Raw genomic sequence first — 13435 nt, forward strand, 5'->3', positions numbered from 1 at the left:
CGGGGCAATGATGGCGTCGGCGTAGAGGCCCTCCCCGCGCCGGGTCGGCCCGCTCGCGCCCGCATCCGGCACCGGTCCCCCGCAGGCCACGGGCGGGCGCACGGCCCGGCGCGGTGTCAGGACAGCAGTTCGGCCAGGGTGCGGGCCAGCAGGGTGCGCGGCAGGATGACCGGAGCCCCCGCTACGTCGCGAACTTCCTTCTTCATGGCCACGGTGAAGCCGATGCAATCCAGCACCACCAGCTCGGCGCCCCAACCACGCAGGGACGCCGCCGCCTCCCTGATGCGGTCGGCCTCCCCGTAGGGCGATGCCGCTTCAACCCGGAGTTCGGCGCCCAGTCCCTGCCAGCGCGCCACGCCCTGGTCCACCTGTTCCGCCGCCGGCACCAGCACCCCCAGCCGCCTGCCCCCGGCCAGCGCGGCAGTGGCGTGATGCAGGACGAGCTGAGGTTCTACCAGCAGCCGGGGAGAGGTCAGTTCGGGGAACTCCCCCGTGCACAGGAGGACGACCACGCGCGCGCCCTCCTGCACCACCCCGTTGATCTGCTCCTGCATGCGGGCCACGATGTGGTGCTTGGCCACCTGCACCGATGTACCATCGCGCAACCTGGTCACCAGCACGTAGTCACCGGGACGCGGCGCCATGGCAGCGATCTCCCCGGCCGAGAGCCCGTCCAGCGCTCCCGCCTGGATAATCTCTATGTCCGGCCCCATAAGGGGCACCATCTCGGGGACCACGTCCGTCCGCGGTGACTGCCCTATGGTGATGGCCCCTACCCTGGCACCCACAGACATCACCTCACTTGCACGCCCGCCGCCTGGCTCACGCGCGCGTCCGTAGCGCCGCGGTCACCGGCACTGCGGCCCCTCCGTTCCCAGCCAAGCTGTGCACCGCACCGCCACCCCCCGCGCCATCAGCGCCGCCAGGGCCTGTCAGGGCACACCCCCCAGGGCGGTACTCGCCCGCGTTAAGGGGTGTGGCGGCCCATGGTCTGGAGATGGGTCAGGGGACCATACAGGTCCACCAGGCGGCGGAACTCATCGGGGTCGTAGAAGCGGCACTTCCCTGCCCCGTAGGCCTTGGCCACCTCCAGGCAGAAGCGCACCGCGCTTTCCACGTCGTCGAGGTGGGAAGCGCCTGTTCCGCAGCCCGGTACGGGCACTTCCGTGGTGATGGCCACCCCCACCACCGGCGCCGGCGTGGCGGTGGCGGGTTGCATGATGCTGTTAAGGTGGAAGACCCCGTTACCGTACGGGGTGATGTCCTGGGTGGTGATGGCGAAGACGGCCGGCAGGCGGCCGGTCACGGTCTGCATGATGTCCAGCAGGTCCTCGCTCACCCGCAGGATGTAGCCCTCCTTCACCGTGGGGGAGATGGCGAAGCCCCGCACGTTGATGATGCGGTTACCCTTGGTGGTGTCCACGGAGAGGATGGCCTCCATGGCCGGGTCCACCTCGTAGCGGTTCATCGCGGCCATGTCCACGGGTGACCCCATGAAGGGCACGGGGTCGTGGGGCTGGGTGGGCGCATCGGGGCAGATGTGCGTCGAGACGGTCACGTCCCCGGGGAGGAGGTCTCCCTTCTGGCGCATAGTACCAAGTTTCAGGGCACAGGAAACGGCCGTCAGGGTGCCATCCCCGTCGGAGACAAACCCGATGCGCTCGGGACGCGCGCCCAGGCCACCCAGGCGGCCCACGATCCCCAGGGTGGGCGCGTCGCCTCCCGCCCGCCGGCCCCTGGTTCCCGGGATCACCGCCTTCACGAAGTCGGTCTTCCCCTTCTCTCCCCGGATGGTGGTGACGGTGACATCTTCCACCCCGTGGGCGCGGAGGAAGTCCGCCACCTGGGCGCCGTCCACCCGGGCGCTGTCCAGCAACTCAAAGGCATCGATCACCTGACGCCACGGCATACTCGTCACCTCCACGTCGTCGCCCCGCCCGCGCAGGCCCGCCCCGCGCACCCCGGGCAGCTCCGCGGCCGCCCCGCGCACCCCGCGCCAGCCCCGCCAGCAGCCCCGCGCTCCCCGGGCAGGCCCAGCCCTAGAACACGTACTTCACGATCTCCTTACCGACAGCCTGCTCGAGGGGCCGCATCAGCTCGGGGTCGCGCATCCCGGCCCCCAGGATGAGGCGCTGGCGCGGCACCCACACGACCGCCACCTCTTTGCCCACAGCGACCTCCGCCGACGAGAGCGGCAGGCCCGAGGAGAGGTCGATGGTGGCGAGCAGGTCGGGGAAGGTCGCCAGCCGCTCGCCTGGCCCCTCGCCCATCGCCCCGCGCGGCGGCTCACCATCCCGCTCCGTCGCTTGCCCGCGGGGCGGCTCACCCGGGCGCTCCGCTGCCTGCTCGCCCGGGTGCTGCCTCCGCCGCCCCGCCAGGCGTTCGCAGACGGCGTACTCGTTCCAGAAGTAAAGTTCCAGGGCCGGACCGGCTGAGGGCTGGACGACCACCCGGCCCACGTCGAAGCCCCCCGTGGTCTGCAACTGCACGTCGGTGACCTGGCCCGTGCCCAGCACCTCACCCCCCAGGACCCCGCAGGCGGCCTCCACCATGGCCATGGGGCCGCGGCCCCGCGCCTGCAGCATGGCCCGGCCCACGGACAGCACCTGCTGGATGGCGCCCACCGCAGCGTGCTCGCGGGCGTAGGAGGCGCTCACGGGGTTGCGGGCCACCGCCACCATGCCCCCCGCCTGCACCGAGGCCTGCCGCACCAGAGCCGCAGCCCGCTCCAGGTTTCCCCGCACCACCACCTCCACGTACGTGCCCGCCCGCGGGTCGCCGCCCACGGCCGCCTGCCGGGATACGTACCCGGGTACCCGGTGGAGGCCGATGGACCCCATCACCCCGGTGGGATGGGCCCGGCCGTTACAGGGCGCGTCCACCACGGGGATGCCGAGCACGGCTGCCTGCAGCCACCCGTTCACGGCCGCCAGGCCCCCGCATTCGTTGGTGATCAGGCCTTCCACGGTGGTCTCCCTGACCAGGAGCTCCACCGCTCTCACGTAATGTACCGGCAGGGCCTTCGCCGTCCTGGCCGCGGGAGCCCCCACCGCCGAGGCCGTCACCAGCACCGCCTGGGGTGGAAGGTCGTCCACGTCCACCAGTTCGGGTTCGCCCATGTCCACGGCCAGGAGGGCGTTACGCCGCCCCTCGGCCATGGAGCCGCCGCCTCCTCCCCCCAGCACCGCTCCTCCCAGGACGGCTGCCTCTACCGCATGCCGATCCAGCCGCATCCGGCTCACATGCCCCACCTCACGACAGGCAGCCTCACGCGGTCAGCTCCCAGTATCTCAGTAAGGCTGTAGCGTACACGCAGGTAGCGTCGACCAGATCTGCAATTGCCACCCGTTCGTCCACGGCGTGGATGGTCTCGAGGTGTGCCGGGCCGTACTGCAGGGTGGGAATGCCGAAACGCCGGAAGTGCCGGGCGTCACTGGATGCCCACTGGAGGATGGGTTGAGCCTCGGCGCCTTTCACCAGGCGTATCCCCTCCAGCACGGCCTGCACGATCAGCTCCTCCGGAGCGGTGAAGCTGGCGGTTCCTCCCCGCAGTAACCTCACCTCTACCCGGTCGCCACCAGGAACCCGGCCCGCCAGGAGCGCCCGCACCCTGCGCAGGAGGTCAGCGGGCTCAACGCCGAAGGGCAGGCGACAGTCAACGTGCAGGACGCACTGGTCTGGCACCATGTTGATCTTGCGCCCGCCCTGGATCACCCCCACGTTGACGGAAATGTGGTCGAGAAGCTGCGCATACCGCCCCTCGCCGGCCCTCATCATCCACTCCGCCGAAGAGCGGACGAGGGGTTCCACATCCGGCGGGAGCCACACCTCCAGGTGCCACACGTCCTGCAGGGCCAGGACCACCCGGGATGCCGTCACTATGGCATTATCGCCTCCCAGAGGGGCAGTGCTACCGTGGGCCGCCTTTCCCGCCACCGTAATCTCCAGCCAGCACGAACCCTTCTGCCCAACTGTGGGATTGAGAGGGGGGCTTGGCTCGCCGATAAGACAGGCGTCCCCTCGTATGAGGCCTTGCTCAAGGAGCCAGGCTGCACCCTCCGCCCCGCCCGTTTCTTCGTCACCCACGATGGCCACCGTCAGGGGTCCCGGCAGGGTCGGGATGACCTCACGCACCAGGGTGCTGGCGAAGAGCATGGCTGCCAGGCCGCCCTTCATATCGCTGGCCCCGCGGCCGCGGACCTCACCATCCACCACATCCCCGCAAAAGGGCGGAAACGACCACCCGGAAGGGTCCCCGGCCGGCACCGTGTCGGAGTGGCCGCACAAGATGACGTGCCCGCCCTGCCCGCCGGCGGTAGTTGCCACCAGGCTCACCGCGCCGCGAGAGGGCTCGTGCCAGTGGGGGTCCCAGTCGTGCGCCCTGAGGTAGTCGACTACGAACGTCGATATCTCGGTCGTATCACCGGGCGGGTTCTCGCTGCGAATCCTGATGAGACGCTGTGCCAGGTCTACCAGCTCACCCTGCCGTTGGGCTACGGTGCCCCTCACCCTGTGAACGATATCGTGGCGCCACACAGCACGAGCCCTCCCCGTCGCCGTTTCTCACTTCTTGTCGAGGGGATAGAATCTGATCAGTTCGTCGGGGTAGAACATATACCCGGTTACGTTATCCCTCACACCCACGATACGGGCGTACTCGTAGAGGAATACCCAGGGCGCTTCCCGCACAATGATCTCCTGCGCTTCCCGGTACAGCGGAGCTCGCCTAGCGGGATCGGTCTCCGCCATGGCCTTCTCCAGCAACTCGTCCACGCGCGGGTTGCTGTAGCCGATATAGTTGCTCGACCCCTTACCATAGAGCAGGAATCCCAGGTGGTATCCGGGATCGTTTACGAACGAAGTCCACTTGGAGATATACGCGGTGAGCTTGCGCTGCCTCATGAGCTCCAGGAACTGCGCGCGGGCCGTGCGCTGGATGTTCATCTTGACGCCGATCTTGGCCAGCTCGGCCTGGATGAGAACGGCGTCCTCCTCCCAGTCGGCAAACCCCGAGCCGAGCGTGAAGTCGAATTCGAACCCCTTCTCATACCCCGCTTCCTTGAGCAGCCTCCTGGCCTCTTCCAGGTCGTGCCGGTAGTTCCAGGCGTCGGGGTAGCTCATGGGCATGCCGCTCGGGCAGGGGCTCTTCAGTTGCTTGGCCTGCCCGTACATCACCTTCTGGATCAGGTCTTCGTACGGAACTGCATAAGATATGGCCTGGCGCACCTTCACGTTGTCGAATGGCTTCACACTGTGGTTCATACCAAAGTACAGGATGCGGACGCTGGGGTCGGAGTGCACCTTCACACCCTGAGCCGACCTGAGCTCCACCGCGTCCTTGGGCGGAATCTCCACCGCCAGGTCCACATCGCCGTTCTTCAGCATCATGATGCGGTTGGATGCTTCGGCGATGAACTTCATGATGATCCGATCGACCTTGGGCCGGCCCTCCCAGTAATCCTTGTTAGCCACCAACACGGCCTCGGAAGCCGGATTCCAACTCTCGAGCTTGAAGGGCCCTGACCCGGCGGTGTTCGAGGCCAGCCACTTGTCTCCCTTCTCCTGCACCACCTTGGGGTCCGCGATGGAAAACACGTACATGGCGATAATCTGCAGGAACAGAGGATTGGGCCGCGTCAATGTGATTTGCACGGTATTGGGGTCCAGGACCTTGAACTGCGACATGTCGATCGAGGCAGTGTTGACCAGGAACTGGCCGGCACCCGTCTTGGCCACCCGTTCGAAGCTGAATTTCACCGCCTCGGCATCCAGCGGGTTGCCGCTGTGGAACTTCACTCCCTTGCGCAGGTGGAAGGTGTAGGTCTTGCCGTCAGGCGACACATCCCACTTCTCGGCCAGCATGGGCTGGATCTTGTCTGTGGCGCCCGCCTGCCGGCCATCGGGCAGGTCCTTCTTACCGTACGTGACCAGCTGATCGTAGCAGGCCAGCACCATGGTGTCCGATGTCAGGTCATTGGCCAGAGACGGATCCAGCGTCTGGCCGCCCTCGCTGTATGCGAGTACCACCACCTTTTCCTTCGCCTGCTCCGGTGCCTGACCGCCAGCACATCCCCCCACCGCGGTGACAGCCAGCGCCACGGACAGCAGCACACCCAGTAGACTCATCACCCTTGCGCTCATGAGAATCCCCCCTTCTCTTACTTGCCTGCTCTCCCGGGATGGAACTCGCGTCTCCGTGCCGCCGGGGACCACCCCCTCCTCACCCCTTCAGAACCTGAGGCGCGGGTCGAGCATGTCCCGCAACCCGTCCCCCAGCAGGTTGAATCCCAGCACTGCGCTGGCGATGGCCAGCCCGGGGAAAGTGACCATCCACCACTGCCCGGAGACGATGAACTCCCGTCCCTCGGAAATCATGGCACCCCACTCGGCCAGCGGGGGCCGGACCCCCAGGCCAAGAAAGCTGAGGCTGGCGGCGGTGAGGATTGCGAACCCCAGCCCCAGGGTGGCACGCACCACGATGGGCGCGAGCGCGTTGGGCAGAAGGTGCCAGAAGAGCACGGTGCGATCGGGATTTCCGAGTGCCCGCGCCGCCTCCGCGAACTCCCTTTCCCGCAACGAGAGCACCTGCCCATACACCAGGCGGGCAAACTCGGGCACTCCCACGGTACCCACGGCTATCATGGCGCTGATCAGCCCTGTGCCCAATGCGGTCGAGATCGCCATGGCCAGGAGCAGGGACGGAAAAGCGAGGATGACGTCCATTGTCCTCATGATCACCTGCTCCGAGCTCCCCCGATAGTACCCGGCCAGCGCCCCCAGGGGCAGTCCCACCATCACGGCAATGCCCACAGCTATGAGACCGATGGGAAGCGAGAGCCGGGCTCCGAATACCACCCTGCTCAGAACGTCCCGCCCGTAGTTGTCAGTTCCGAAAGGGTGAGCCACGGAGGGCGGCTGCAACCGCCGGTCCATGGCTGGCAACAACGGGTCATACGGTGCCAGCACGGGGGCCAGGATGGCGGCCACCACCCACGCAGCTACCACCACCCCACCCGCGATCGAGAGGCCGGTGACCCTCAGCTTTCGCTTACGGACCACCTCCTTCACGCCGCTCCCGTCCTTCAACGCCGTCCCTCCCCCCTCACCGCCGCCATCCCGGGTTCACCGGTACCTGATCCGCGGGTCCAGGGCAGCATACAGTACATCCACCAGGAGATTGGTCGCCGCATAAACAAAGGCCGCCAGCATGCACAGCCCCTGGATGGGAGCATAATCGGTGAAGAGGATGGATTCAGTGGCGTACCGCCCCATGCCCGGCCAGGCGAACACCGTTTCGGTAACGACGGCACCCCCCAGCAGGTAGCCGAACTGAAGCCCCACCAGCGTGAGGGTGGGTATAAGCGCATTCTTGAGGGCGTGGCGGTAGATCACAACTCGCTCGGCGAGGCCTTTAGCCCGTGCAGTCCGCACATAGTCCTCACTGAGCACCTCAAGCATCGACGACCGCACCATGCGCGACAGGATGGCCATGGAACCCGTGCTGAGGCATAATGCCGGCAAGACAATGCGGGAGCCCGCACTGCGCAGGGCCGCCCAGTTTCCCGACAGCAGGGAGTCCAGCAGGATCATGCCCGTGTAGGGCGCAGGTGGAGGCACATCCACGGCCAGCCGACCCATCGGGGGCGGAGCGATCCGCAGCAGGAAGTAAAACAGGTAGATGAGCATGAGCCCCAGCCAGAATATGGGCATGCTGGACCCCACCAGGGCGCCCAACCTGCTGCCGTGGTCGAACGTGGTGGCCCTGTGCGTGGCCGACACAATCCCCGCCGGAATGGCCACCGACGTGGCCAACAGCAGGCTGAGCACTGTGAGCTCGAAAGTAGCGGGGAACCTTACCGCGAGGTCCCGAGCTACCGGATGACCGGTATGCCAGGCGAACCCCAGGTCTCCGCGCGCCAGGTCCTTCAAGTACACCAGGTACTGGACCACCAGGGGCCGATCAAGACCCATCTGTTCTCGTATCCGTTCCAGGACATAGTCGGGCGCCTGCTCGCCGGCCACCATCAAGGCGGGGTCACCGGGCAGTACGCGGGCCAGCACGAACCCGACCAGGGTTACCCCGAGCAGTATCGGCAGCATGTACAGCAACCGCCTCAATACGTAAGTCCGCACGGTTGTCCCCCTGTCAGGTACTTGGGTACATTGTATGGGCTAGCGACCACTGAAGTCATCCGCCAGGAGACCGAACGCCCGGCGCCTTACCTTGGGCAACCTGCACAAAGCCGCCACCCGTGGCCTTATCCTGGGCCACCCGCCCGAAGGCGCTACCCGTGGCGATCAGCCCTACCGCCAAGGCGAGACGGTCGGACCAGGCCCGCAGGCGCATTCCCAGCATCTGCTCAACCTTCTCGAGGCGATACATCACGGTATTGCGGTGCAGGCCCAGTCGCCGGGACGTTTCCCTCACGTTGCCGCCGCTGCTCAGAAACGCGCTGAGCGTACGGCAGTACTCCGTGCCGTGGCGGAGATCGTACTCTCTGAGATATGAAACAGGCGAGGGCCAGGTGTGGTGCGCGACCAGGGCGTCCAGCCACGCCACGTCCTCATAAAGCCATACCCTGCGCGTGGCATCCATCGCCTCCCCCAGGACACAGGCCCGACGAGCCTGCCGGTACCCCTCCGGAAGGGCCGCGTACGACCCGCACTCCCCGCTGATCCCCACCGTCACCTCCTGCGAACACCACTCCACCGCCCTCACCAGGGCCCGGGCCAGCTCCGCCAGCCATCTCCTGCCCGGCAACGCCCCGGGCTCGGGGCACCGCACCAGGCAGACCAGACCCGGGCCGCACCATTCCACCACCCCGTCCCGATCCGCGCGGGCCACCACCCGCTTCACAGCCGGCACCACGTTGGCAAACGGTGCACGACCGGCACTCGAACCGCCCTCCGGGACGGCGAACACCCGGTTGGGGTGGCCCAGGTCAATCCCCATGGCCTGCGCGTATTCCTCGGAAACCCGCCCCTCTCCATGAAGCGGCAGGACCCCTGTGAGGAACTCCGTGAGAAACGACTGGCGCCTGCCAGTGACGCGTTCGTCTTCCAGGATAGCCTCCACGAGCGGTTTGCTCACATCCACATACGGAACGCCGGGGGGCAGCTCCAGAACGGGAAACCCGACCTCGTCCGCCGCCGCCAGCAGCCTGGGGTCCAACCGGGTGACAAAGCGCCCGACCTTCACCGCCACGGCAGCGGCACCCCCCGCTGCCAGCTGCCGGATCACCTCGATCTGCCCGGCCACGTCGTCGCGCACAGCGTAGAAGGTGGTGAGCACGAACAACCCCGGCCGCACCCACCGGGCCGCGTCGGGCACTTCCAGCACATCCACGTAGAGCACGGCCCGGTCCAGACCCTGGTGACCCCCAGCCACCACCGCCCGCTCCAGGCCCCCCACCCGCAAGGCATCCCGGACGGTAAACGCCAGTTTCTTCACCCCCGGATTAATGATTCGCTCCGGGAGTCACCGCTCCCTCGGGAGAGCGGCTGCCAGTTTGTGCTATGGACCCAAATCACTCGCCCGTGGCCGGGCCGTCCTCGCGGCAGCTACGAACCGGAGAAGGTAAATAGCAGCATCGCAGCTGCGGCCTCAACCGGGTCGACCACCGGCAGGCCCACATAACCGCGTAGGCGCTGGGCCATGTGCACAGTGGAGTAGCCCGTACAGGCCAGCAGCAGCACGTCGGCCCCGCTGTCCTGAACCACCCTCCGGGCTGCCGACACGGCGGCCGCCTGCCCGGCCGGCGCCAGCAGGTCAGTTGTATCCCGGACTCCCGCCGGTGCACCTTCCCCGGCCAGCCGCGCCCCCAGCACCTCGCGCACCGCGCGGGGTGTGCCCCACGTGAGGTTCAAAACAGCCACCCGTTCCCCCAGAGCGAGGGCCACGGCCGCCGCTGCCGAGCCCGCGCCGACCACGGGCACGCGTGCCAGGGCACGGGCCTCCCTCAGCCCGGGGTCAGCCGCACAACTGATCAGGATCGCCCTCACACCCTCGACATCCAGCCTCCGCACCGCCTCCAGGATCTTGGGCACGGCCTGCCGCTCGCTATCCTCGTCGTAGATGCCCAGAGGTTGCTCGGGGATGGACACGGTCCGCGTCTGGACTCCATACCTGGCCTGGATCTGCCTGCCGTGGGCGGCCAACACGTCCGGGTCCTCGGCGGTCAGGACGCGCACAATACCTATCATGGCGGCACCACCTCTTCCCGCAGATTATGCCGCCCGAACTGTGCTTCCCTTCCGGCAAGGGCACGAAAAACACGAGACCTCTCCCGTGCACACTGCCCAAATCCACATCCGTATACCCCATTCCACATGGTAGACCACATCCCGACTGCAGTTCCGCCCCCCTATGCCACCTCCTGGCACATCCCGGCTGCGGAGCATATGCCGCAATGTGGCATACATTAGCCGGGGAGGATACTCACAGGAGGCGGGGCCGTGCCCGAAGGCCAGGTGGGGCAACTGGGGAGCGCGCGGCTAGTTCAGGCGGAAGCGCCACACCGCCAACGCCCCGAACAGCACCACGAGGACCGCGAGGGCACTTATCTCGGGCACGACGTCAGCGGGGGTGGCACCGAACACCATCAGCTTGTTGAAGGCGGAGTTGGCCCAGGCGGGGCGAGGATCGCCTCCACCGCAGGCTTCCTGGCTGCCCTGGCTGGACTCTGCGGGGCCGACACCGCAAGGTGGTTTGACGAGAAGCTCTCCTCCTGACCATGCCCCGGCTTTTCCATACTTCCGGCCCGGCACCAAGGGTTCGTGGCAGTTGCCACATTTCCCGTGCAAACCTGGGTATAGTCAGGCATTACCTGCTCGGTGCGATGTCCGCGGGACGGGTGCAATCGCTGAGCAGCAGAATGCGGTTGAGCACCGCCGCGGGTGGAGGCCGCCCTGTCCGCCGCGGGCAGCCCGAGGGCGGCTGGGCGCATGCAGCCCCAGGCCTGTGGCGCAGCGACCGGTGGGGCTAGGCGGCGGGCGTGCCGCCACGGGATGCAGGTTGCCCGGCAGCCCGGCGCAGCAAGGGGCGGCGCCGATTCAGGCGCCAGGCCACCCAGCCCGCCAGGGCCACCAGCGCCAGGTAGGGCAGCGCCGCGAACAGCGCCACGATGGCACGGCCGACCCCTTCGATGACTGTGGTCAGGCTCTTGTAGAGGGCGCGCACCGCCCGGCCCCAGAGGCCCTCGACCCCAGAGGTGGAGATGCCGGCTGCGGCCAGGGGCGTGGAACGCAGGTAGACGTTGATGGTGGCGTAGTCGGTCTGGTTCTTGAGCAGGTTGAGGCGGCCGGTAAGGGACTCGATCTCGCCCCGGACGCGCTCGATTTCCTTCTCCACCTTGAGCAGGTCTTCCACCGTCTTGGCCTGGGACACGATCTCCAGCAGCCTGTTCTCCTGGTGCTTCAGGTTGGAGATGCGCGCGTCCAGGTCGACGTACTCCTCGGTGACGTCGGTGCTGGATATCTGCCGCGACATGAGCGTACCCAGCTTCTCGATCTCTTCCACCAGGGCGGTGAAGTGATCGGCGGGTACCCGGACGGTGACACGGGCCTCGTTGCGGCCCTCCCGGTTACGGCCGATGGCGGAACCGGAGACGTACCCGCCCAAGGCCTCCGCGCGCGCGGCAATGTGGGCCGACGTCTCGACGGCATCTTCCACGTCCACGGTGATCTCCGCCCGCTTGACCACGTGGCGCTCCGCGATGTCCCCCAGCTCGCCCGCCGACCGCGGTGCCTCGCCGGGGGCACCGCCCATGGCGGTCTGCGTCGCAGGTCCCGCCGCCCCGGATCCCGCCGTGGCCCACTCTGCAACCTTTCTCTGTGCAGCGCATGAAGCCAGTAACGACGCCGCAATGACGATTGCGGCAAGCAGAATAACGTACCTGTGAACTGCCCCTCTTCCACCCACGCCAATCGCCCCCTCTTCCTTTCCCATAAGACGCACATTCCGCCCGCAACGTGCCCCGGCGTGCAGGAAGTGCCCCGGTGCCCCACCAGGATTTCCCGCCGCTGATGGGGAAGTAGTGGCCGGGCGCCGGCCCGCCCGCCCGGAGGGTGAGCCAGAAAAGGACAGGCCGGAGGGAGGGACCGACCGTGGCGGAAGTAACCGTATTCGACCTGGAGCCGGGAACCGGTGCGGAGGTCGCCTGTTATGTGGGTGCGTGCACCCACGTGAACGAGTCGGAGGAGATGGACGCCTGCGCCCGCAGGCGGCAAGCATGGCTGGAGAGGATGCACGCCTCCGGCGTGCGGGTGAAGGTGGCCGCAGTGGACGGGGAACTGGCCGGGTTCGCCTACGTGATGCCCATCGCGGTGTCGCCCTGGGGTCCCCTGGGCGAGGACCTGGCCGTGCTGCCCTGCCTGGTGGTCCAGCAGAAGGCCAAAGGCACGGGAGCGGGCCGGGCCCTGATGGCCGCCGCCGAGGATGAGGCTCGCCGCCAGGGCCTGCGGGGCCTCGCCACCATCGCCTACTACTGGGACTTCTGGTTCATGCCCGCCTCATTCTTCGAGCGCCTGGGCTACCGCATGGTGGACCGGCGGGGTGACGAAGCAGTCCTGTGGAAGACCTTCGCGGAGCCGCCGCCGGCCGCTCCCCGCCTGCTTACGCCCCGCTATGAGTTCGAGCCGGTGCCGGGCAGGGTGGCGGTCGACCTCTTCTGGAACACCTTCTGCCAGACGAGCGACATCGAAGCCCAGAGGGTGCGGGAGGCGGCGGCCGAGTTCGGCGACGCCGTGGTGTTGCGCGAGTTCTGCGCCGACGAGCGGGACGTCCTCCTCTGCCACCAGATCCCCCGCGCCATCTTCGTCCAGGGCCGCGAGATCGGTTGGGGCTACGAGGCGCCCCGGGAAGGCATCCGCGAGGCCATGGCAGCCGCCCTGGCAGAACTGGCCGGGGGAAGGTGAATCTGCGGCCGCGGACGGTGGCCGCCGGCCATCGGCGAGATGTCGCCGCCATAGCCACTCCCCGCCCGAGGAAGCGGTGAAAAATTGTCCAGTTGGTGCCACCACTGAGGCTCCCTCAGTACATAATGCGGTGCGGCCAATCTTATGTCGACCCCAGAGCCCCGTGCGGGGCCTCCGGACTCTCCGCTATCCCCGAACGACCACGCATCTGGCGAGAAAACCGACACCCATATCCTCCCAATACGGTCAAATCCTCGCCACCTGTGGATAACCTGCCTTCTGTCAGGATAAATGTGGCAGGAACAGGAGAATACTGGGCCCCCGGACGGTGTCCGGACGGTGTCCGGACGGGGTCCGGACGGTGTCATATAGGGCGGCCATCTCGAGCAGCGGGGGCCGGTACCCCGCGCTCCCCGCGTACCTGCTTGGGACGGTTGGAAAAGGGGGCGGCAAGAATTCGGGCGTCCGGTGCCGAATTCCTGCGCGGACCACATCGGCGCATACGGGGGGACGGAGCTGC

At 67.5% G+C, this 13435-nt stretch carries 11 protein-coding genes; 1 reads left to right on the forward strand and 10 read right to left on the reverse strand.

From position 1 onward, the window contains the following. Nucleotides 1-116: 116 nt before the first annotated feature. The 10 genes from QME70_04385 to QME70_04430 all read right to left on the reverse strand — a co-directional run bounded on the left by QME70_04385 (nucleotide 117) and on the right by QME70_04430 (nucleotide 11767). On the reverse strand, nucleotides 117-788 hold the full coding sequence (locus QME70_04385; protein ID MDI6893842.1) for an AroM family protein: 672 nt from the start codon (nucleotides 786-788) through the stop codon (nucleotides 117-119). A 179-nt stretch (nucleotides 789-967) separates the two neighbouring features. Beyond that, entirely contained in the window at nucleotides 968-1909 is a 942-nt protein-coding gene (locus QME70_04390) for a DUF1177 domain-containing protein (protein ID MDI6893843.1), read from the reverse strand. A 130-nt stretch (nucleotides 1910-2039) separates the two neighbouring features. Then, complete coding sequence (locus QME70_04395; GenBank protein MDI6893844.1) at nucleotides 2040-3233, reverse strand: DUF917 family protein; 1194 nt, start codon at nucleotides 3231-3233, stop codon at nucleotides 2040-2042. A gap of 34 nt (nucleotides 3234-3267) precedes the next feature. Next, nucleotides 3268-4536 carry an ArgE/DapE family deacylase gene (locus tag QME70_04400; GenBank protein MDI6893845.1) on the reverse strand — a complete coding sequence of 423 codons (1269 nt, stop codon included), beginning with the start codon at nucleotides 4534-4536 and terminating at the stop codon, nucleotides 3268-3270. Between the two features lie 27 nt (nucleotides 4537-4563). Then, a complete protein-coding gene (locus QME70_04405; protein ID MDI6893846.1) occupies nucleotides 4564-6141 on the reverse strand; it encodes an ABC transporter substrate-binding protein in 1578 nt (525 codons plus the stop codon). An 87-nt stretch (nucleotides 6142-6228) separates the two neighbouring features. Beyond that, nucleotides 6229-7041 carry an ABC transporter permease gene (locus QME70_04410; protein ID MDI6893847.1) on the reverse strand — a complete coding sequence of 271 codons (813 nt, stop codon included), beginning with the start codon at nucleotides 7039-7041 and terminating at the stop codon, nucleotides 6229-6231. Nucleotides 7042-7122: 81 nt separating this feature from the next. After that, nucleotides 7123-8133 carry an ABC transporter permease gene (locus QME70_04415; GenBank protein MDI6893848.1) on the reverse strand — a complete coding sequence of 337 codons (1011 nt, stop codon included), beginning with the start codon at nucleotides 8131-8133 and terminating at the stop codon, nucleotides 7123-7125. A 55-nt stretch (nucleotides 8134-8188) separates the two neighbouring features. Further along, the gene (locus tag QME70_04420) at nucleotides 8189-9451 is read right to left on the reverse strand and encodes a PucR family transcriptional regulator ligand-binding domain-containing protein (protein ID MDI6893849.1); all 1263 of its coding nucleotides are present in this window, start codon (nucleotides 9449-9451) and stop codon (nucleotides 8189-8191) included. A gap of 110 nt (nucleotides 9452-9561) precedes the next feature. Beyond that, nucleotides 9562-10203, reverse strand: coding sequence for an AroM family protein (locus tag QME70_04425; protein ID MDI6893850.1), 642 nt, complete (start codon nucleotides 10201-10203; stop codon nucleotides 9562-9564). A gap of 778 nt (nucleotides 10204-10981) precedes the next feature. Continuing rightward, the gene (locus QME70_04430) at nucleotides 10982-11767 is read right to left on the reverse strand and encodes a DUF4349 domain-containing protein (GenBank protein MDI6893851.1); all 786 of its coding nucleotides are present in this window, start codon (nucleotides 11765-11767) and stop codon (nucleotides 10982-10984) included. 338 nt (nucleotides 11768-12105) lie between these two features. On the opposite strand from QME70_04430, the gene QME70_04435 reads away from it, so the two are divergent. Continuing rightward, nucleotides 12106-12915 (forward strand): GNAT family N-acetyltransferase, encoded by an 810-nt coding sequence (locus QME70_04435; GenBank protein MDI6893852.1) that lies wholly within the window; start codon nucleotides 12106-12108, stop codon nucleotides 12913-12915. The last annotated feature ends 520 nt before the right edge of the window (nucleotides 12916-13435 follow it).

It is taken from the genome of Bacillota bacterium (assembly GCA_030019365.1).
Taxonomy (GTDB): Bacteria; Bacillota; Sulfobacillia; order JACIYH01; family JACIYH01; genus JACIYH01.

Excerpts from the sequence above, each read along its gene's own strand:
- QME70_04395 (MDI6893844.1), bottom strand. The coding sequence starts at position 3,233 with ATGCGGCTGGATCGGCATGCGGTAGAGGCAGCCGTCCTGGGAGGAGCG.
- QME70_04405 (MDI6893846.1), bottom strand. The coding sequence starts at position 6,141 with ATGAGCGCAAGGGTGATGAGTCTACTGGGTGTGCTGCTGTCCGTGGCG.
- QME70_04425 (MDI6893850.1), bottom strand. The coding sequence starts at position 10,203 with ATGATAGGTATTGTGCGCGTCCTGACCGCCGAGGACCCGGACGTGTTG.
- QME70_04430 (MDI6893851.1), bottom strand. The coding sequence starts at position 11,767 with ATGGGCGGTGCCCCCGGCGAGGCACCGCGGTCGGCGGGCGAGCTGGGG.
- QME70_04390 (MDI6893843.1), bottom strand. The coding sequence starts at position 1,909 with ATGCCGTGGCGTCAGGTGATCGATGCCTTTGAGTTGCTGGACAGCGCC.